We start from the raw sequence: 20,532 nt of genomic DNA on the forward strand, positions 1-20,532 counted from the left end.
TCCTTATCTTTCATCAAGCACAAGTGTAATGTGACTCATTCTCTTTTCGATTCTGTAAGCCCTTCCCTGTGCTCTTGGTCTGATTCTCTTCATTGTTGGTCCCTTATTTGCATAAGCTTCTGCAATATAGAGATTCTCAACATTCATACCATTGTTATTCTCAGCATTTGCGATTGCTGACTCTAATAATTTCTTTATTAAACTTGAAGCATATCTTGGATTATATGTCAAAATACCAAGCGCTGTCGTTACATCCTTACCTCTGATGGCATCCAATACAAAGCATGCTTTCTGAACAGAAACTCGAGCATAAGATAATTTAGCTGAAGGTCTTGTGTCCTTAATCGCATTTCTCTCTCTCTTGATGTGGGATCTGTGTCCTTTTGCCATGGATGAACCCTCCTTTCAAATACACTGTTTATTATCTGACTTTAGATTTCTTTTCGTCTTTACCATGTCCTCTGTAAGTTCTGGTTGCAACGAACTCTCCGAGCTTGTGTCCAACCATATCTTCTGTTACATATACAGGCACATGTTTTCTTCCGTCATGAACTGCAATTGTATGTCCAATCATGCTTGGGAAGATTGTAGAACGACGAGACCATGTTTTGATAACTGATTTGTCGCCTGATGCGTTCATTGCATCAATCTTCTTAAGCAGGCTTGCATCTGCGAATGGTCCTTTTTTAAGTGAACGAGCCATGGTTCTACCTCCTTACGAATCTATTATTTAATACCTTTACCATCACGTCTTCTTACGATTAACTTGTTAGACTGTTTATTCTTCTTGCGAGTCTTAAGACCAAGAGCCGGTTTACCCCACGGAGTACACGGACCCGGGCGGCCGATTCCTGTCTTACCTTCACCACCACCATGCGGATGGTCATTCGGGTTCATAACAGAACCACGAACAGTAGGTCTGATACCCATATGGCGTTTACGTCCTGCTTTACCAATATTAATCAAGCTGTGATCTCCATTGCCTACTACACCGACAGATGCACGGCACTCAAGCGGAACCATTCTCATTTCTCCTGACGGAAGACGAAGAGTAGCGTATTTCCCTTCTTTTGCCATCAGCTGAGCGCTGTTACCCGCGGAACGAACCATCTGTCCGCCTTTTCCGGGATGAAGCTCAATATTATGAATCTGTGTACCAACCGGGATCTCAGAAAGCGGCAGGCAATTACCAATCAACACTTCTGCTTCCGGTCCGTTCATTACTTTCCATCCTACCTGTAATCCTGCCGGTGCAAGGATATATGCCTTTTCACCATCTTCATAGCAGATAAGAGCGATATTCGCTGTTCTGTTCGGATCATACTCAATTCCGATTACCTTTGCCGGAATACCATCTTTTCTTCTCTTAAAGTCAATAATTCTATATTTCTTCTTAGCTCCGCCTCCGCGGTGTCTAACTGTAATTTTACCTTGATTGTTACGTCCTGCCTGTCTGCTCTTTGGAGCTAACAGAGATTTTTCTGGCGTTGTCTTTGTGATTTCAGAGAAATCAGATCCAGTCATCTGTCTTCTGGAAGGCGTATATGGGCGATATGTTTTAATTCCCATGATTACTTCTCCTTTCAATTTCTGGTTATTCTTTTCACGGATTTGCACCGTATATTTTTACTCAACCTGCGCTTACGCTTGCTTTCGTCAAGTCTACAGGTTCCGTGCGCCTAAGCTCTTCCTTCGCCTGCCGGCTCGTCATCGCTAACGCTTGGGAACGGGTCCCGACTAGGACTCAACCTGCGCTTACGCTTGCTTTCGTCAAGTCTACAGACCCTCGAAGATTTCAATATCTGCGCTTTCAGCCGTAAGCTGAACAATTGCTTTTTTCGTCTTAGCTGTCTTGCCATATTTGAATGTTCCGCGAACTCTCTTCTTCTTACCATCAAGGTTCATCGTGTTTACACTCTTAACCTTTGTTCCAGCGAACATTTTCTCAACAGCTTCCTTGATCTGGCTCTTTGTCGCCTCTGTGTGTACAAGGAATGTGTATTTCTTGTCACCCATAAGCTCCATGCTCTTTTCTGTTACGATTGGTTTAAGGATTACATCATAATACTGAATATTTGCCATTATGCGTACACCTCCTCGATAGTTGCAACAGCAGCTTTCGTTGCGATTACTGTGTTGTATTTTAAGATGTCGTACACATTGATCGTATTAGTCTTAGCTGTCTTCACATCCGCGATATTTCTTGCAGAAATCTCAGCGTTCGTATTGCCGTCTTCTAATACTACTAATGCTTTCTTCACATCTAAGTTCTTAAGAATATTCACAAAATTCTTTGTCTTAATTTCATCGAGCTTAATCTCATCAATTACGATGAATTTCTTCTCTTCTACCTTTGCACTGAGAGCGGATTTCAGAGCTGCTCTCTTCTCTTTCTTATTCATCTTAAATGAATAATCTCTCGGTACCGGAGCAAATACCACTCCGCCGCCTGTCCACTGTGGAGCTCTTGTTGAACCCTGTCTTGCATGACCTGTTCCTTTCTGTCTCCATGGTTTTCTTCCGCCTCCGGACACTTCAGAACGGGTCTTAGCTTTCTGAGTTCCCTGACGTTTATTTGCAAGCTGGTTTACCACTGCCATGTGCACTAAGTGTTCATTCACTTCTACACCAAATACAGCATCATTCAAATCGATTGTACCAACTTCTTTACCTTCGATATTGTAAACTGCTACGTTTGCCATCTCTAGTGTTCCTCCTTTCTTAGCTAAGCCTAGATAGCTTTCACTGTCTCTTTAATAGTTACTAAAGACTTCTTCGGTCCCGGTACAGAACCCTTAACAAGAAGCAGATTGTTCTCTGCATCTACGCGCACAACCTCAAGATTCTGAATTGTAATCTTCTTGTTGCCCATCTGTCCCGGCATTTTCTTGCCCTTAAATACTTTGCTCGGATCAGATGCCGCACCGTTGGAACCTGCGTGACGGTGGAACTTAGAACCGTGTGTCATTGGTCCTCTGTGCTGATTATGTCTCTTAACTGCACCCTGGAATCCTTTACCTTTTGAAATTGCGGTAGCATCCACCTTGTCGCCGACCGCAAAAATGTCAGCCTTGATTTCCTGTGCCAGTGTATATTCATCAGCATTATCAAATTTAAATTCTCTTACAAATCTCTTGCCGGAAACGCCTGCTTTTGCAAAATGTCCCTGCTCAGCTTTTGTTACTCCATGACGATGAACGATCTCTTTCTTACCGTTCTTGTCTTTATTTACGATTTTGTCTTTCTTGTCAACGAAGCCCACCTGTACTGCACTATATCCGTCATTCTCAACGGTCTTAATCTGTGTCACTACGCAGGGACCAGCCTGAAGTACGGTTACTGGTGTAAGCGTACCGTCTTCGTTGAAGATCTGAGTCATTCCGACTTTTGTAGCTAAGATAGCTTTCTTCATTATAATTACCTCCTGTGATTTACAGCGGAACACCGTTTCGGGTGTTCATCCTAAATATAGGAATTACTGCGTTCTTACTTGTTTTTCATTTTGATATCAATGTAAACGCCAGCTGGCATCTCCAGTCTTGACAGTGCATCAACCGTCTTCTGGGTTGGTGTGATGATATCAATAAGTCTCTTATGAGTTCTCTGCTCAAACTGTTCTCTGGAATCTTTATAATTGTGAACAGCTCTTAAAATTGTAACTACTTCCTTCTTTGTCGGAAGCGGTACCGGTCCGCTCACCTGTGATCCATTCTTCTTAACAGTTTCGATGATTTTCTTTGCGGATGCATCCACCAACTGGTGATCATACGCCTTCAAAGTGATTCTCATTACTTGACTTGCCATAAAAAAAGTCGCCTCCTTTTCGTACTTTTAACTTCAGTACGACAAGCGGTGACTGTACACTCTCCCGTGTGTGTCGTGAGAAACTCACACGTTGTTACCACATCTCAGTGGCTGTTATAGTAGTTTCGTACAGTGACTTGTCGCCAGTTTCCTAACTTGACATTCGCTCCACGGAAAACCTGCCACTTTCGGGCAGCAACCTCACGCTTCATCGCTATCATGTCACAGCTTTTTCAGTATAAAGGAAGGAAAGAAATATTTCAAGCCTTTTTCAAGAATTATTGTATTTTTTTTCGTACAATCCATTTTTCTATTTCTTAAGCAATTCTTAACCCATTTTATCATTTTTTAATAAATATAATTGACTTTCCCTGCATATATTGTTAAAATTAGTGAAAGAGAGACAGATAATATTATATATAGAATAGGATATATCGGGGTATCGTGTTGTATGTTTTGTCTGTTTCGTTTTTACAACTAAATATTTTATAATCTGGAGGGTTGAATTATGGGCATGTATATTTTGAAAGGATTATGTTTAATCGGCATCGTTCTTACCGTAGTTCTTATGCTTAGGAAGAACAAAGAACTCCGTGCAAGCTCAGAAAGGGACGCCGTAACGGGTATGACAGGTGAAGAGTTATGGCAGTTCGGAAAGAAACACATCGTTGTAACTTCAATCATTGGATTTGTCGCAAACTTCCTTGATACCTTAGGAATCGGTTCTTTTGCTCCGACTTCCGCTGCGTTCAAGATGACAAAGTCCGTAGATGACGCGCTGGTTCCCGGCACTCTTAATGTAGGTGACACCGTACCTGTATGTGTGGAAGCATTCCTTTTCTTCGGCATTGTTGAAATGGATGTTCTTACACTTGTACTTATGATCGTTGCTGCTATTGCAGGTTCTATCGTAATGGCCGGTATCGTTTCCAAATTCGACAGAAAGAAAGTCCGCTTCTCATTGTTTGTCGGTCTTTTCCTTCTTGCAACCGTTGTTCTTATGAAGAACTTAGGTGTTGGTCCGTTCGGTACTCAGGGTACTGCAACCGCACTTTCCGGCGGTAAACTGGTTATCGCTGTTGTTGGAAACTTTATCTTCGGTGCTCTTATGTGTATCGGTGTTGGTCTTTACGCACCTTGTATGGCTATGGTTCTTGCACTGGGAATGGATGCGAACTGTGCATTCCCGGCTATGATGGGATCTTGTGCATTCCTGATGGCATTTGGTAATGGACCGAAGTTTATTAAAGAAGGTAAATTTGATATGGTTTGTTCCTGGACACAGGCTATCGCAGGCTCCCTTGGTGTATACGTAGCTTATGCATTTGTAAAAAGCTTACCACTGGATGTCCTTACAAAGGTTATCGTTGTTGTCGTATACTTCACAGCATTCTTATATCTGCACGACGGTATCAAGAAAGGCTCTGCAGCCTAGTTAGCAGGCATTTCCTTTACAATTGAATATAGAAAGTACATAAAAGGCATTTGCGTTAAATCAAATGCCTTTTTTCTTCTTCTTTTCCTTCTTTTCTTTTTTCTCCGTCTCTTCTTCGTCTTCCTTTGCCATGTTCCAGCGCATCTGCGCAATCCTGTTTTTTATGATGTTATCCGGCCTGGTGGGTACCCAGCGAAAATCCACTCTGCTCTTATCCAGAATAAAATCCCGGAAAGTTCCCGGATCTCCCGTTTCAAAATTCTCCTTTGGGAAAACCAACAAATCATCTTCATTCATCCCCAAATAGAAAAACTTCTCATCCTCCCACACGCGGTATATTTTTTTATAATTTCCAAAGTTTTCAATCTTTCCGCCTTCCTCTACCTGAATGCCGGTACTTCCCAACAGATAGGTAAGTTCCACATCCAGTTTTGTCGCCGGATTGTCCGCCATCATACTTACAGATATATTATGCCGGAACAACGCAAACAGCAGCATGAGCGCCCCTACAGCATAAGAAATAATTACCCCCGGAAGCGCAATGTCCTTATTCGCAATCGGCAGCGCTACCAGCATCGCTCCAACCGTAACCAAATATACCGTCACACGCGGATGACGGATCCGATTCGAAAACTTTACAAAAGTCTTCAAAAGCTTTTTGTCCCGCCTGACCCGTACAATGTATTTCGCTCTCTTAAACTCCCTGCTGTCTTCCGTCTCATCCCCGCATGTCTGTACAGCATTCTTTTCCATCTCCACTTTTCATTTCCTCCGTTCTGCAGCATTATACAGAATATCAGGCAAGTTCTTTCCTGTCCAACTATCTATATATTGATAATTATAATAATTACCCCGCCTCTCCGTCAATAGCTTCCGGCATAAATATCTATAAATATATTCTATTTTGTAACAGTATTTTTCAATATAATATTGACAAAATATTGACAGAGAAAGTATAATATATGAGTATCTTATAACCGAAGGCGGTCACCAGTAGGGCGAACGCCTTTTTTCATTTATTTTGATAGCTCATATCAAATAGTTAATCTAGAGGAGGAATCAATATGAGTGTCGCAAAAATCTTAGTATGGGTCCTGATTATATGGACTGCAGTTTTCGGGGTTTACTATGTAAGGGATGTACTGAAACACAAGGAAGATTTTAAAAGTGTAAAATACATACCCGCCATCATTATCGGAGCGCTGGCAAACTTCTTTGATACGCTTGGAATCGGAAGTTATGCAACCTCAACGACGGCTTTTAAATTCACCAAAACCTGTCCCGATGACCTGATTCCGGGAACACTGAACGTAGCATACGCCATCCCGGTTGTTACGGAAGCAGTTGTCTTCATCCAGAAGGTAACTGTAGATCCGCTTACACTGGTTCTTATGATCGGCGCTGCTGTCCTGGGAGCTGTTATCGGTGCTTCCGTTGTATCAAAATGGGATTTGAAGAAAGTACGTATCGCTCTCGGCTGTGCATTGATTGCACTTGCAATTGTTATGATATGCAAGCTTACAGGCATCGGACCTTTCGGCATCGTCGGAACCGCCAGTGGTCTTACCGGAGCCAAACTTGTCATTGGCGTTCTCATCAACTTTGTTCTGGGCGCTCTTATGATTGTTGGTCTCGGACTTTACGCTCCATGTATGGCGCTGTGTCTGCTGCTGGGCTTAAGTGCAGATATTGCCTTCCCAATTATGATGGGTTCCTGTGCATTCCTGATGCCATCCGCTGGTATTAAATTCGTAAAAGAAGGAAAATACAACAGAGCAACTTCTCTGGTACTTACTATTTCCGGCGTAATCGGTGTTCTGGTTGCATGCTTTATCATCACATCACTCCCGCTCACCGTATTAACCTGGATCGTAACAGCGGTCATGATTATTTGCGCAATCATCTTCTTTAAAGATGCGACAAAAGCTTAAACGACGTTTTATCAATGAGGCAGCCCCCGCCTCACATTTTGGAAACCTGCGTCCTCCGGGCGCAGGTTAATTTAACTCAAAAAGAAAAGGCACGACATCTGAATATGTCGTGCCCTTTCTTTTTGGTATGTCATTGAGAGGTTTTTCCTCGTTGCATTGCAGTTTTGTTTATATACAAAGCTGGGGAATGCTCCTCTTTCGAGGAATGTATATATCAATTGGAGTTCACTGCCGCAAGGTCATTCTTGGGGGAAATAACCGGCAACAGCGTAACTGCAATAACAACCAAATTGGTCTCACTTAAATGTCACACATTTAAGATGTTTATAATATATCACCACTTTTTTTAATCGTCAATACACTAATTTTCAAAACAATCAATTTTATGCACGTTGACAAACAATCCCCTTTTTAGTCCTCTTTTTTTGTTTACTTTAACATGGTAAATCATTAACTTATTATCACGCTGATTCAAATCCCGCCGTTTTTACTTCCCGCTTGCCCTTTCAGCCGCGCGCACCACATGCTTAGCCAGAACAGAAGTTGTAATACTTCCCACACCTCTCGGCACCGGGCTGATATAAGACGCTTTTGGCTCTACAGCATCAAAATCCACGTCTCCACACAGATTGCCGGCTTCATCCACATTAATCCCTACGTCCGCAACAACTGCGCCTTCGCCAACCATATCCGCCGTTATCATTCTGGCCTTTCCTGCCGCAGCAACAAGAATCTCCGCACCGCGGCAGATTTCCATCAGATTAACCGTTCTCGTGTGGCAGACTGTAATCGTCGCATGCCTCTTAAGCAGCATCATAGACAAAGGCTTGCCAACCACCATACTCCTTCCCACTACGGTAACATTTTTCCCTTTCGGATCAATGTCATAATAATCCAGCATCTCCATCACTGCTTCTGCCGTACAAGGCGCATATCCTGTCTCGTCGCCCGCAAATACTTTCGCAACATTTACCGGACTCATACAGTCCATATCCTTTTCCGGATGAATCATTGCCTTAATCGGCTCTTCATCCAACTGCTTTGGCAGAGGGCGGAAAAGAAGAATTCCATGAACAGCCGGATCATCATTTACCTTTCGGAATTCTTCTTCAAACTCTGACTGTGTAATCTTTTCCGGGAGCTCCAGTACCCTGCATGTAATTCCCGTCATTTCCATACGCTTCTTCGCACCCCGCTCATAAGCCAGGTCATCCGGCCGGTTTCCCACCCTCACGATGGTCAGACACGGAACAGTCCCTTCTTCTTTCAGAGCTTCCACTTTATTTATCAGCACTTCCTTCATGGCGTTCGCCACATCGGCTCCCTTCATTAATACACTCATCTTTTTCCTCCTATCGAATCTTCTCCAGCACGCCTGCATAGATTTCTTCCTGCAGCTTCCGTACTTCTGTAATCATATGGTCCGATTCCCGATTTAGACGTTCTGCCTGTTCCCTGTCTTTCATAAGGCGGGTATTAATATAAATGTTAAGGGAAGCACCCTCCAGCGCCGCACGTGCAAACAGAACCGCAACTCCCACATCGCTGATTGCAATCCTGCTTCCCTTCTCGCCCAATGCCTTTAACTCATCCATAACCTCGGAAACAGTCTTCATAATTTCAAGCGGCACAATACTCGCCTCATACAGCGCTTTCTCCATTACACGCTCTTTCTCTTCTATCTGCTCCTTCGTCTCTTTGGGAAGTCCGTACGCTTTTGACAACGGCTCAAATGCTTCCGCATCTTTGTCCGTCAGCTCTATCAGCTTCTTCTGAAGAACCAGAAGGCGTTCCTTTCTTTCTATAATTTCCGCTTCCACATCAGCATACTTTTTCTTTCCAATTGTAAGGTTTGCCACCATCATTCCAAGGGCTGACGCAAACGCGCCTACCGCCGCTGATGCGCCTCCGCCGCCCGGAACCGGTGCGGCAGAGGATAATACTTCCAGAAAATCTGTGGTTTTCTGCTCTAACATCATAATCTTTCTTCTCCTTAAAACAAGCCTGATATTACGCCGTCGGCGTCTACATCAATCTTTTCTGCGGAAGGTACCTTCGGAAGTCCCGGCATCTTCATAATATCGCCTGTAAGGGCAACCAGGAAACCTGCTCCCGCAGAAGCTGTAATATCACGAATCGTAATCCGGAAGTTCTCCGGCCTTCCCAGTTTCTTTGCATCATCTGTCAATGAGTACTGGTTCTTCGCCATACAGATTGGGAGATTTCCGAGCCCGATTGCTTCCAGATTCTTAATTTCCCTATTTGCCTTGGGTGTGTAATCCACTCCGTCAGCTCCGTACACCTTTGCTGCAATTGCTTCAATCTTCTCTTTTACAGACGCATTGACATCGTACACATATTCCATCGTACTCTCACCTTCACAAAGACGGATTACTTCTTTTGCGAGCTCTTCTCCGCCTTCGCCGCCGCGCGCCCACACCTCAGACAACGCTACATTTGCGCCCAACTCTTCACATTTCTCGCGGACAAGCGCAAGCTCCGCTTCCGTATCTGTCGGAAAAGCATTGATCGCTACTACTACCGGAAGATGATATACCTTTGTAATATTCTCAATATGTTTCAGCAAGTTTGGAATTCCTTTTTCAAGCGCCTCCAAATTCTCTGTCTGCAATTCTGTCTTCGGCACGCCGCCGTTATATTTCAGCGCTTTAATTGTAGCCACCAGAACTACTGCATTCGGACGGATACCTGCCATACGGCACTTAATATCAATGAATTTCTCCGCTCCCAAATCTGCACCGAATCCCGCTTCTGTAATCATATAATCTGACAGCTTCATTCCCATCTTCGTGGCAATAACGCTATTACAGCCGTGAGCAATGTTCGCAAATGGCCCGCCATGGATAAATGCAGGCGTTCCTTCCAATGTCTGCACCAGATTCGGCTTTAACGCATCTTTAAGAAGCGCAGCCACCGCGCCTTCCGCATGAAGGTCTCCTGCCGTAACAGGTTTGCCTTCTCTTGAATACGCTACAATAATCTTAGACACACGTTCTTTCAGATCCAGAATATCATTTGCCAGACAAAATACTGCCATAATTTCGGAAGCCACCGTAATATCAAATCCATCCTGCCTGGTCACTCCATCTGCCTTAGCTCCCAACCCGTCCACAATAGAGCGGAGCTGACGGTCATTCATATCTACACAACGTCTCCACGTAACTTTATTCGTATCAATATCCAGTGCATTTCCCTGATGGATATGGTTATCCAGCATCGCTGCAATCAAATTGTTGGCAGCTCCAATCGCATGAAGATCTCCTGTAAAATGAAGATTAATATCCTCCATCGGAACAACCTGCGCGTAACCTCCGCCTGCCGCTCCGCCTTTCACCCCAAATACCGGACCAAGCGAAGGCTCCCGCAGCGCTACCATCGTCTTTTTGCCCAGGCGGTTCATCGCATCCGCCAGACCGATCGTCGTCGTCGTCTTTCCTTCTCCCGCCGGAGTCGGATTGATTGCCGTTACCAGAATCACTTTCGCATCAGGACGAGTCTCCAATTCATCCTTATAATAACGATAATCAATCTTCGCCTTATATTTTCCGTAATTTTCTACATATTTATCCGGAATGCCAATAGAATCCGCAATCTCGTTAATCACCTTCATCTGTGCTTCCTGAGCAATTTCAATATCACTTTTAAACCCCATTTTACATACCACCTTTCTGTTTATCTTTTTTTCTTCGGCATTATATGTACCGCTTCTCCTACAGCATCCTCCAGTGCTTCTGCTATAGCTTCGTTATAGGTCGGATGAGCCCGCATTCCCCTTAAAAGCTGTTGTACCGTCAGACGGTTTACAACTGCCGTTACCAGCTCTCCGATCATATCCGTCGCTCTCGCACACATCAGCTGCGCACCGACAATCACGTCTGTCTCTGCTTCTACAATCACCTTAACAAATCCGCGCTCTTCCTTTGTAATCAAGGACTTTCCATTTGCGCTCATAATAAACTTACCAGTCTTCACAGCGATTCCCTGCTCTTTTGCCTCATCTTCCGTCATGCCGACAGATGCAATCTCAGGATCTGTATACACACAACCGGGAACTGTATGCACGTCAATGGCCGGCTCTTTCCCCATAAGCCTTTCTGCCACATAAACACCCTGCGCGCTTGCCAGATGCGCTAACTGCATACCTTTCACCAAATCACCGATGGCGTAGACTCCCTCTATACTGGTTCTAAAATCCTCATCCACAACCACTCGTCCGCGCTCCATAGCCGGCTGCACGCCCTCTCCAAACAGCCCCTCGGTGTTCGGACACCTGCCCACCGCACACAGAACATACTGAGCGGAAACTCTTACTTCCTTTTCTTTTTCCACAAATACGCAGGCGTACTGTCCATCTTCTTCCTCTACCCGCTGAACAGCCGCAGAAGTGTGAATATCTATTCCCCGCTTTTTCAAAATCATTTTCAAATTCTGGGAAATCTCCTTGTCCATATTCGGAATCAGCCTCGGCATAGCCTCCACAATCGTCACCTTGCATCCCAGATTCGCGTATACACTTGCAAATTCCACACTGATGACTCCGCCACCGATAATCACCAGGCTCTCCGGCGCCTCTTCTAACCGAAACAATTCGTCACTGGTCAAAACTCCTGGAAGCTCCAGCCCCGGAATCGGCAGAATCAGAGGTTTAGAGCCTGCCGCCAGGATAATTTTCTCCGCTTCATAGCATACTTCGCCTTCCTGGGAAACGACCCGTACCGTTTTACCTTTCTCAAGGGTTCCTTTTCCTGAAATAAGAGTAACTCCATTTGCCTTTAACAGTTGTTCGATTCCCTGGCACAGCTTATCCGTGGTATCTTCTTTATATTCCAGAATCTTATGATAATCATAGGAAACCTCCGAAGCCTCAACACCAAATACAGCGCTCTCTTTCATTTCCCGGTAAATGGAAGAAGCATGTACCATCGCTTTCGCCGGAATACAGCCTCGGTTCAGGCATGTGCCTCCCACCCGCCGGTTTTCGATGACCGCCGTCTTAAATCCTGCTTTCGCTGTTTTGATTGCCGCCACATAACCTCCCGGTCCACCGCCGATGACAATCACATCAAATCTCTCGCCCATAAATGCATCTCCTTTATAAATCTACAGTCCCGATCCATTCTATTATATCTTTCATCATCTGCTCCATTTCTTTATCTTCAGACCAATAAAGACTAAGCTCTGTACAGATTGCTTTTTTATCATAACGGACGTTCTTAAGATAATTTCTGATTTCCGGCATCAGATCCTGCTTCATGGCGTCAGAATATACATTCATATCCTCTATCCGCCCATTCTTCACTTTCATCTGAAAGGTTACCTGTCCCCATGGGAAACGGTTAGAAAGCTCATACTGGAAATCCAGTTTTCGCCCGAACACCCAGTCCCAGGAAGCAAAATGCTTTGTCCGCTCTTCAATTTCTCCGGCGTCCAGGTCTTCCATTTTTAGAATCTCTGCTTCCAGACCGTATACCTCTTCAAATGCTTCCAGCAGCTTTTGCTTTAACTTATCAATTGTAAGCCCCGGAGCATATTCTGTCAAGTTGGCCACTCTTGCCCTCACAGAATCCACACCCTTCGACTGAAGCTTCTCCTTAGACACAGTCAGATATCTTGACAGCTCTCCCATATCTACATTTACCATCAGAGTCCCGTGATGGTAGCAGCAGTCGCCCTGCTCGTAAAATGCATTACCTGAAAATTTATGGCCGTCAATCAATATATCATTTCTTCCTGACTTCTCCGCATGGATTCCCAGCTTCTTTACCGCCTCAAGGATAACGGAAAGCTGTCTGTCCACATCGTAATTATCCTTGCGCACAAGGAAAGTGAAATTCAGGTTCCCCAAATCATGATAGACCGCGCCACCGCCGGAGAGCCTGCGCACCGGATAACCATTCTCTTCCTCCAGCTTGCTCACCAGACATTCTTTCCATACATTTTGGTTACGCCCGATAACAACCGTATTCCTATTCTGCCAAAGATATAGGATGCACTCCTCTTTGCCACAATGGAGGAGCAGATACTCCTCCATTGCAAGATTCTGATAAGGCACGGTATTTTCACTTTCTATATAAGATAGCTTCTTAATCATTGTAATACCTCTCTCAAAACAAAGCGGACAAGTCCGCCTCGAACTCCCATATCATAATACTATTTTTCAAATTCATATCTCAATACAGGATGTCTTGCCGCTCCTACTTCATCCAGCCTAGTTACCGGCGTATTGACTGGCGCCATGTGAAGCTTCTCAGCATCTTCCTCAGCCAATTTGTACAACTCCCTGAATACCTGGATTGCCTGATCCAGCGTTTCCTTCGACTCCGTCTCGGTAGGCTCTACCATCAACGCCTCATCTACAATCAACGGGAAATACATGGTCGGCGGATGGATGCCATTGTCCAGAAGTCCTTTGGCGATATCCATCGCAGCCACGCCCGTCTTTTTCTTCAGATCCGAAAGACTCATAACAAATTCATGCATACACACTTCGTCATACGCCATGGTATAAAGGTCTTTCAGCTTATACATCATATAATTTGCATTAAGAACTGCATTGCCACTTGCCTCCGGGATTCCTTCTTTTCCAAGGGTCATCACATAGGTCAGCGCCCGCACTGCCACAAGGAAGTTTCCGTAGAAGTCCTTCATCTCGCCGATACTGTGCTCCGCCTTCTTAAAGGAAAGCTCCTCTGTACCTTCCACCAGTACAGACGGAAGGAACTGTACCAGATGCTCCTTGCATCCCACGGGACCGCTTCCTGGGCCGCCCCCGCCATGAGGCGTGGAAAATGTCTTATGAAGATTCAGATGAATGACGTCAAATCCCATATCTCCCGGGCGTACCGTACCCATTACCGCATTCAGGTTCGCACCGTCATAATAACACTGTCCGCCGCAGTCATGGATGATTCTGGTAATCTCAAGAATATTTTTATCGAACAGCCCCACCGTGTTCGGATTGGTAAGCATCAGTCCTGCTACGTCATCCCCTGCCGCTTCTTTCAATTTCTCCAGGTCTACGCATCCATCTTCCCCGGATGGTACGCTTACCACAGAGTAACCTGCCATAACAGCGCTGGCCGGGTTCGTGCCATGGGCGGAATCAGGAACGATAATCTTGGTTCTCTTCTTATCTCCCCGGCTTTCGTGGTACGCTTTAATCAGCAGAAGACCCGTAAATTCTCCGTGCGCTCCCGCAGCTGGCTGCAGCGTCATCCTCTCCATTCCAGTAATCTCACACAGGTAGTCTTCCAGTGTCTTCATTACTTCCATGCATCCCTGAACCGTGTGCTCCGGCTGCAGCGGATGAATCTCCGTAAATCCGGGCAGAGAAGCCATATCCTCATTAATCTTCGGGTTATACTTCATCGTACAGGAACCCAGCGGATAAAAGCCGTCATTGACTCCATGGCATTTCTTCGCAAGCTCTGTGTAATGTCTGCTAATCTCAGTTTCGGAAAGCTGCGGCAAATGCAACGCACGCTCCCTTCGGTTCTTATCTTCCGGCATGATTACTTCCACATCGCACTCCGGAAGCAGGCTTAAGCCTCTGCCTTCTTTTCCTTTTTCAAATATTAACATCCTTTACACCCCCTTTACGATGGCTACAGCCCTGTCAATATCTTCTTTGCTGTTCATCTCTGTACAGCACCACAAAATTCTATGTTCATCCAGCGGATAGCCTCCGAGAATTCCCTCTTTTTCCAGTGCGGAAAGGATGCTCTCTGCCGGGGCATCTGATACCGTAACAAATTCATGAAAAAATTCTCCCTGGTTCTCTACACGACATCCTGCCTTTTCTAATTCCCTTGCCATATAATGAGCTTTTGATGTACACTGAACCGCCACATTCTTAAGCCCTTCACTTCCCATGGATGCCAGATATACGCCTACTGCCAGCGCACACAACGCCTGGTTGGAGCATACATTACTGGAAGCCTTCTCTCTTCGGATATGCTGTTCTCTCGCCTGGAGGGTAAGCACATATCCCGTCTTTCCGTTGTGATCCTTGGTCTGCCCTACAATTCTTCCCGGCAATTTTCTTGTCATACCTGACACACATGCCATAAATCCAAGATATGGGCCGCCAAATGCCAGTGAAAGCCCAAGCGGCTGTCCATCGCCTACCGCCACGTCTGCGCCATATTCCCTCGGAGTTTTGATGATTCCAAGTGAAATCGGATTCACGCCCATAATATATTTTGCTCCCGCTTCATGCGCAACCTCTCCGATTGCTTCAGCGTCTTCCAGACTTCCATAATAATTCGGCTGCTGGATGTATACGCACGCCGTCCCGGAATCCACAAGAGCACGAAGCGCTTCCAGGTCTACCGCTCCGTCTTTCTCTGGAATCACATCCAGTTCCATTTCATTGCCATAACAATATGTTTTCACCGTCTCAAGCACATGGGGATCTACTGTCGCCGCAATCAGCGCCTTACTGCGCTTTCTTTCCCTGCACATGGCAACCGCCTCCGCCGCCGCACTGCCCCCGTCATATACAGATGCATTCGATACGTCCATGCCCGTAAGCTCGCAGATCATCGTCTGATACTCAAAAATAGACTGCAAGATTCCCTGACTAATCTCTGCCTGGTATGGCGTATATGCCGTTACCAGGTTTTCTTTGGATATTACGCTCTTTACAACAGATGGAATATAATGCCGATACGCGCCTGCTCCTCTGAAAATCACAGGGAACACTTTATTCTTTGCCGCTATCTGGCTCATCTTTCTTCTGACTTCCAGCTCCGACATTCCTTCTGGAATATGAAGCCCGTCTTTCACCTTTACTTCATCCGGAATATGCCCGAATAAATCTTCCATAGACTCAAAGCCTATCTCAGCAAGCATTTCCTTTTGTTCCTGCTTCGTTCCAGGAATATAATTTCCCATAAAGCGTCCACCGCCCTTCTTTTATTCTTCGCTCTCTACAAATGCCTTGTACTCTTCCGCTGTCAAAAGTTCTTCTTTATCTGTAATGTCTTTTACTTTTACAAACCATGCATCATATGGAGCCTCATTGATTCTCTCTGGCGCATCCAGAAGTTCTTCGTTCACTTCACATACCACGCCGGATACCGGTGAATATACGTCAGATACTGCTTTTACAGACTCTACATCTGAAAATGCTTCTCCTACCGTAACTTCATCCTCTTCTTCCGGGAGATTTACGAATACCAGATCTCCAAGCTCTGACTGTGCAAAATCAGTAAGTCCAATTACTGCAACATCTCCCTCTTCCTTTACCCACTCATGTGATTTTGAATATAATAATCCTTCTCTTACTTCCATTGTTCCTGTCTCCTTTTCTCTTTATAATGATTATTTACTTCTTTTATAAAACGGAAGCGCCACAACCTCAGCTTCCACTTTACGCCCTCTTACTTCTGCCTCTAACTTATCGCCGATCTCCGCCGTTCCTTCTTCCACCAGCGCCATTGCAATGGGATACCCAAGATATGGGCAGTGCGTACCGGAAGTGGTAATTCCGATCTTACATCCGTCCTTAAAAACATCCTGATGCTCTCTGATAATTCCGCGCCCAGTTACTTTCAGGCCAATACGCTTTCTCTGAGGCGCTTTCTTGTCTTCCAGAGCTGCCTTACCGATAAAATCTTCCTTTGCCATTTTCACGGCAAATCCCAGCCCCGTCTCCAATGGGGATACCGTATCATCCATCTCATGTCCGTAAAGCGGCATTGCCGCTTCCATACGAAGCGTATCTCTTGCTCCCAGCCCACAGGGGATCAGCCCTTCTTCTTTTCCATTCTCCAAAAGAATATCCCACATCTTCTCCGCATCAGCGCTGTCAAGATAAAGCTCTACACCGTCTTCCCCTGTATATCCTGTCTTGGAAATAATACACGGGATTCCTGCAACCTCTGTGTCAAATACAGCGTGATAATACTTTTTCGGAATATTTTCCTCCGCCGTAAGTTTTTTCAAAATCTCCATTGCCTTCGGACCCTGCAATGCAAGCTGCGCATAATGCTCAGACACATCGGTAAATGTCACCTCACCAAACTGATGAGCAAGCATCCACTGATAATCCTTATCCTTATTTGCCGCATTCACAACAATAAAATAATGCTCATCTGATTTCTTATAAACAATAAGGTCATCAACCGTACCGCCATCTTCATTACACATGGGACTGTACCTTGCCTGTCCGTCCACCATATTGTCAAAGTTATTCGTCAAAATCATTTGAAGATTCGCAAGTGCATCCTTGCCCTCACACAGCACCTCTCCCATGTGAGATACATCGAACAGTCCTGCCTGAGTGCGGACCGCCATATGTTCTTTGATTACCCCCGCCTCATACTGTACCGGCAATAAATATCCGCCAAACGGCACGATCTTTCCTCCGGCTTTTACATGTGCGTCATACAATGGTGTCTTCAATTCCATTTTTGCTCCTCCTTTTCCTGGTATATAAAGTCTGTCAGAGCCTTTTATAGTATAGGAAAGCGAAAACTTTCCTATACTATAAAAAAGGAACCGGAACATTCATCTAAATGAATGTTTCAGTTCCCTGTCGTCTGTCCTCCAGAGCTTTGTCCGAATTCAATTCCTTTTGCCTGAGAGTTTCAAATCTCCTCTTGCCCCTTCGGCGTCCTGCAAATCATACCAGGATCTCTCTTGAATTCATCAACCAATTACCTATCCTTGATTTGCCCTTATTATATCCATCGTATTTTCATTTGTCAACGTCTTTTTTGTGCAATACAACCATAAAAGTTTGGCTATTTTTTCACATTATTGTTGATTTTTTCACATTTTCTTAAAAACACCCTATTTTCGAGGATTTTTCCACTTAAGCACTTTATATTTATTGGCAATCCCAATATGTATATTAAAATTTTTCATATAAAAAGGACGCCTTACATCAAAGCGCCCCTCTATTGCTTCTGCTTTTATTTACCTTCTTGATCTTTCTTGCGCATCTTAAGCTTCAGAAGTGCTTTCGCTTTCAGGCAGTCAATGCGGTCCATGTTGTTCTCGCCCACAACATCCGTCTCCTCACCAGTCGCACTCTTATTAATATCTACGATGGCATCAAGATAATCATTTACAACGACGAACTGGGCAACCGTACCATTAAAGGTAATACCTGTTACCGGAATGCCGCGCGTACCAATCTGTTCAATGGTATTCGTATAATCCACATGGCTGTTTCCCCATCCGTCACAGGAAAGGATAACGCCGTCTGCGCGCATACATTCCGCCCACACAGCCGCTCTCGTGCCTACCAGCATCTTATCTTCATTGCCGTCAGGCGAACCTACCAGCATCACGCCCATCAGATCCAAATCCGTATCTTCCGATACTACCTCCAAAAGTGGATCCCTAAAATGATGTAACGATGTTTCTTTTGTTGAAGGACCAATTCCCATTCTTACACACCTCCTACTGCATGGAACGAATCATGCCGTCGCGGTATTCATTCGGAGTCAGAATAACCGGCATATTCCCCATATCAATGATAGATTTTCCGCCTTCCACACCAGAAGGTTCTTTTGCAAACAAATGTGTATCATACATTGCTCCCTGTCCTGCCACCTGTTTAATAATCAGAACACGTTTCTTGCCCGGCCGCACAATATCATGATACTCATGCCTTTCCGTACACTTATCGCCCTTAAACTTCTTCATTTTATCGCGGTAGGACTGAATAAACTTGTCACAGGCGCGGTGAGCCGCCGTAGGACCCGGTCTTTCCTGTCCCATGCCCGCAGCCAGCGTAACATCAAAGGAAATAATATAATCATCGTCTCCCGGCGTACCGGCCCGATTTAAATAAAGCTTCTCCTTCAGATTCCCTTCCGATGATCCAAATTCATGGCACTGCTTGCCATTCACATCCACTCCGGTAAGCATCACATAGACTCCGGTAATCGTGTGGGTAATCCCTTCTCCAAGCTTTCCAAGAACCTTAGTAGAAATCGGAATAATATCCATAATGGTATTCGTCCAGCGATCATGATCGCCCGGCTTAATAATCTGAATATCAATCTTTTCCAGAAATTCTTCCTCAGCCACCAGTTGGTCAATCATTTCTTTGCTAACCGTCATATGCCCGTCTACTGTAATATCATTATGCTCGCCCCACTCCACATCTGTCATGTGGAACGCTTTGATTACCAAACGCCGCAGATCTTTGATTTCATCAGCCAATTTCACGTCACCTCCATAGCAATTCATATTTTATATTATACAATATCTCATATTTTTTTCCAATATATTGTTTTGATTTTTTATATCATAAAAGGGCAGATGTTATACATCTGCCCTTCATAGACATTAGATCTTTGCTACATACTCAAATGGCAGCGGAACAATCTTTCCAGGAGTCTGGATTTCTACCAACTGCTCCAGTGTCGCTTTTACAATCTGTGTCTGCTGTTCAACATTGTGCGGTCCACCTGCATTAGCACCCATAGGTACCAACGGAGCAACTGCACGAGGAGTACCGGTCTGACGAACAACCGGCGGAAGAGCTGCAATAATAATTGTAGGAATTCCAGCTTCTTCAATCGCTCTCTGCACCAATACTGCAGAGCGGTGGCAGGTTCCTCATCCAGCGGTGAGAACTACTGCGTCAACGTCCTCTTCTTTAAACATCTGTGCGATAGCCGGACCAGTCTCGCCTTTAAACTTTTCCTGGTTTCCGCCGCCGCCCATGAATCCAGCATGAACAGGAGCACAAGCTCTGATGAATCCTTCTGCTGCTAACTCATGGATTCTGTCAATTGGGAACATACAGTTAATGTCCTTGTTAACATCACTGTTATCATAGCCGCCGTGAGATACCATTAACTCACTGGATGGCGTTGTGTTCTCTATCTTTCTCCACGTAAAGTCACCAGCAAGATTAAATCTTTCCTGGGATTTCTTATGAACACCTGCCGCTGTAGCAAGAGCAATAGACATATCCTTAAGCTCTTTTGTTACAGGAGTCCATACAGACGGCGGAGTAATAGGAACGAATATTTCAGATTGTAAACCTTTAACAACCGTTAAACTCATTTTTAGACCTCCTTATTATCCAAACGCTTACGCATTTCTTCTTGTTTGCGTCGTTCTTTTTCCATGTTGCTGACATATTTTTCATTTACTTCAGGACTAAGCTGTTCCGGGAAACTCATATTCCATCCGAACTCCTGTCCCACTTTGGGTTCCGTATCGCAGATAAACATCCGCTTCGGCGCTTTAAAAAATCCCAGGCGCCCTTTTAAGTCGACACTGATACTGCAATCATCAACCTCTACTACAACACCCTCCATGTAAATGATTTTATCGCCATATTTCAAGCCTTCATTGTTCATTCTTTAAACA

At 44.8% G+C, this 20,532-nt stretch carries 24 protein-coding genes and 1 riboswitch; of the genes, 2 read left to right on the top strand and 22 right to left on the bottom strand.

The features are described from left to right. Nucleotides 1-3 precede the first annotated feature (3 nt). The 7 genes from rplV to rpsJ form a co-directional block, all read right to left on the bottom strand. A complete protein-coding gene (rplV, locus tag OCV99_RS04850; RefSeq protein WP_158368754.1) occupies nucleotides 4-390 on the bottom strand; it encodes a 50S ribosomal protein L22 in 387 nt (128 codons plus the stop codon). A gap of 31 nt (nucleotides 391-421) precedes the next feature. Further along, nucleotides 422-703, bottom strand: a complete 282-nt coding sequence (gene rpsS / locus OCV99_RS04855; RefSeq protein ID WP_158368756.1) for a 30S ribosomal protein S19 — start codon at nucleotides 701-703, stop codon at nucleotides 422-424. 23 nt (nucleotides 704-726) lie between these two features. After that, nucleotides 727-1,569 (bottom strand): 50S ribosomal protein L2, encoded by an 843-nt coding sequence (gene rplB / locus OCV99_RS04860; protein ID WP_158368758.1) that lies wholly within the window; start codon nucleotides 1,567-1,569, stop codon nucleotides 727-729. Between the two features lie 207 nt (nucleotides 1,570-1,776). Further along, nucleotides 1,777-2,082 carry a 50S ribosomal protein L23 gene (gene rplW / locus OCV99_RS04865; protein WP_158368760.1) on the bottom strand — a complete coding sequence of 102 codons (306 nt, stop codon included), beginning with the start codon at nucleotides 2,080-2,082 and terminating at the stop codon, nucleotides 1,777-1,779. Then, nucleotides 2,082-2,702 carry a 50S ribosomal protein L4 gene (gene rplD / locus OCV99_RS04870; protein WP_158368762.1) on the bottom strand — a complete coding sequence of 207 codons (621 nt, stop codon included), beginning with the start codon at nucleotides 2,700-2,702 and terminating at the stop codon, nucleotides 2,082-2,084. Before rplD ends, rplW begins: the two co-directional genes overlap by 1 nt. A gap of 29 nt (nucleotides 2,703-2,731) precedes the next feature. Further along, nucleotides 2,732-3,412, bottom strand: coding sequence for a 50S ribosomal protein L3 (gene rplC, locus OCV99_RS04875; RefSeq protein WP_158368764.1), 681 nt, complete (start codon nucleotides 3,410-3,412; stop codon nucleotides 2,732-2,734). Nucleotides 3,413-3,486: 74 nt separating this feature from the next. Then, nucleotides 3,487-3,804 (bottom strand): 30S ribosomal protein S10, encoded by a 318-nt coding sequence (gene rpsJ, locus OCV99_RS04880; RefSeq protein ID WP_158368766.1) that lies wholly within the window; start codon nucleotides 3,802-3,804, stop codon nucleotides 3,487-3,489. A gap of 508 nt (nucleotides 3,805-4,312) precedes the next feature. On the opposite strand from rpsJ, the gene OCV99_RS04885 reads away from it, so the two are divergent. Beyond that, entirely contained in the window at nucleotides 4,313-5,239 is a 927-nt protein-coding gene (locus OCV99_RS04885) for a permease (RefSeq protein ID WP_227192454.1), read from the top strand. 60 nt (nucleotides 5,240-5,299) lie between these two features. On the opposite strand, the gene OCV99_RS04890 is transcribed toward OCV99_RS04885, so the two are convergent. Then, the gene (locus OCV99_RS04890; RefSeq protein WP_158368768.1) at nucleotides 5,300-5,992 is read right to left on the bottom strand and encodes a YcxB family protein; all 693 of its coding nucleotides are present in this window, start codon (nucleotides 5,990-5,992) and stop codon (nucleotides 5,300-5,302) included. A gap of 311 nt (nucleotides 5,993-6,303) precedes the next feature. Here OCV99_RS04890 and OCV99_RS04895 point away from each other — a divergent pair, with 311 nt between their 5' ends. Then, nucleotides 6,304-7,170, top strand: a complete 867-nt coding sequence (locus OCV99_RS04895) for a TSUP family transporter (protein WP_158368770.1) — start codon at nucleotides 6,304-6,306, stop codon at nucleotides 7,168-7,170. A 487-nt stretch (nucleotides 7,171-7,657) separates the two neighbouring features. Here the strand turns inward: OCV99_RS04895 and OCV99_RS04900 are convergent, their stop codons facing one another. The 14 genes from OCV99_RS04900 to OCV99_RS04960 all read right to left on the bottom strand — a co-directional run bounded on the left by OCV99_RS04900 (nucleotide 7,658) and on the right by OCV99_RS04960 (nucleotide 20,522). Then, complete coding sequence (locus tag OCV99_RS04900; RefSeq protein WP_158368772.1) at nucleotides 7,658-8,512, bottom strand: bifunctional 5,10-methylenetetrahydrofolate dehydrogenase/5,10-methenyltetrahydrofolate cyclohydrolase; 855 nt, start codon at nucleotides 8,510-8,512, stop codon at nucleotides 7,658-7,660. 10 nt (nucleotides 8,513-8,522) lie between these two features. Then, a complete protein-coding gene (locus OCV99_RS04905) occupies nucleotides 8,523-9,149 on the bottom strand; it encodes a cyclodeaminase/cyclohydrolase family protein (protein WP_158368774.1) in 627 nt (208 codons plus the stop codon). A 14-nt stretch (nucleotides 9,150-9,163) separates the two neighbouring features. Next, complete coding sequence (locus OCV99_RS04910; protein ID WP_158368776.1) at nucleotides 9,164-10,843, bottom strand: formate--tetrahydrofolate ligase; 1,680 nt, start codon at nucleotides 10,841-10,843, stop codon at nucleotides 9,164-9,166. Nucleotides 10,844-10,863: 20 nt separating this feature from the next. After that, the gene (gene lpdA, locus OCV99_RS04915; protein ID WP_158368778.1) at nucleotides 10,864-12,270 is read right to left on the bottom strand and encodes a dihydrolipoyl dehydrogenase; all 1,407 of its coding nucleotides are present in this window, start codon (nucleotides 12,268-12,270) and stop codon (nucleotides 10,864-10,866) included. 13 nt (nucleotides 12,271-12,283) lie between these two features. Then, nucleotides 12,284-13,282: a lipoate--protein ligase gene (locus tag OCV99_RS04920; protein WP_158368780.1), complete on the bottom strand. Its 999-nt coding sequence runs from the start codon at nucleotides 13,280-13,282 to the stop codon at nucleotides 12,284-12,286. A gap of 59 nt (nucleotides 13,283-13,341) precedes the next feature. Beyond that, a complete protein-coding gene (gene gcvPB / locus OCV99_RS04925; RefSeq protein ID WP_227192455.1) occupies nucleotides 13,342-14,772 on the bottom strand; it encodes an aminomethyl-transferring glycine dehydrogenase subunit GcvPB in 1,431 nt (476 codons plus the stop codon). 3 nt (nucleotides 14,773-14,775) lie between these two features. Then, nucleotides 14,776-16,086, bottom strand: a complete 1,311-nt coding sequence (gene gcvPA, locus OCV99_RS04930) for an aminomethyl-transferring glycine dehydrogenase subunit GcvPA (RefSeq protein ID WP_227192456.1) — start codon at nucleotides 16,084-16,086, stop codon at nucleotides 14,776-14,778. Between the two features lie 21 nt (nucleotides 16,087-16,107). After that, nucleotides 16,108-16,485, bottom strand: coding sequence for a glycine cleavage system protein GcvH (gene gcvH / locus OCV99_RS04935; protein ID WP_158368783.1), 378 nt, complete (start codon nucleotides 16,483-16,485; stop codon nucleotides 16,108-16,110). A 30-nt stretch (nucleotides 16,486-16,515) separates the two neighbouring features. Next, the gene (gene gcvT, locus OCV99_RS04940) at nucleotides 16,516-17,604 is read right to left on the bottom strand and encodes a glycine cleavage system aminomethyltransferase GcvT (RefSeq protein ID WP_158368785.1); all 1,089 of its coding nucleotides are present in this window, start codon (nucleotides 17,602-17,604) and stop codon (nucleotides 16,516-16,518) included. A gap of 147 nt (nucleotides 17,605-17,751) precedes the next feature. After that, nucleotides 17,752-17,848: riboswitch (glycine riboswitch) on the bottom strand. 262 nt (nucleotides 17,849-18,110) lie between these two features. Continuing rightward, nucleotides 18,111-18,590 (bottom strand): glycine/sarcosine/betaine reductase component B subunit, encoded by a 480-nt coding sequence (locus OCV99_RS04945; RefSeq protein WP_158368787.1) that lies wholly within the window; start codon nucleotides 18,588-18,590, stop codon nucleotides 18,111-18,113. A gap of 13 nt (nucleotides 18,591-18,603) precedes the next feature. Further along, nucleotides 18,604-19,371, bottom strand: coding sequence for a proline reductase cluster protein PrdD (gene prdD / locus OCV99_RS04950; RefSeq protein ID WP_158368994.1), 768 nt, complete (start codon nucleotides 19,369-19,371; stop codon nucleotides 18,604-18,606). 126 nt (nucleotides 19,372-19,497) lie between these two features. Beyond that, nucleotides 19,498-19,743 (bottom strand): proline reductase, encoded by a 246-nt coding sequence (locus tag OCV99_RS18470; RefSeq protein ID WP_004607306.1) that lies wholly within the window; start codon nucleotides 19,741-19,743, stop codon nucleotides 19,498-19,500. A 27-nt stretch (nucleotides 19,744-19,770) separates the two neighbouring features. Next, nucleotides 19,771-20,223 carry a glycine/sarcosine/betaine reductase selenoprotein B family protein gene (locus OCV99_RS18475; RefSeq protein ID WP_465245501.1) on the bottom strand — a complete coding sequence of 151 codons (453 nt, stop codon included), beginning with the start codon at nucleotides 20,221-20,223 and terminating at the stop codon, nucleotides 19,771-19,773. A 2-nt stretch (nucleotides 20,224-20,225) separates the two neighbouring features. After that, a complete protein-coding gene (locus OCV99_RS04960; RefSeq protein WP_158368791.1) occupies nucleotides 20,226-20,522 on the bottom strand; it encodes a CBO2463/CBO2479 domain-containing protein in 297 nt (98 codons plus the stop codon). Between the last annotated feature and the right edge of the window lie 10 nt (nucleotides 20,523-20,532).

Source organism: Dorea acetigenes, from assembly GCF_025567385.1.
Classification (GTDB): domain Bacteria; phylum Bacillota; class Clostridia; order Lachnospirales; family Lachnospiraceae; genus Claveliimonas; species Claveliimonas acetigenes.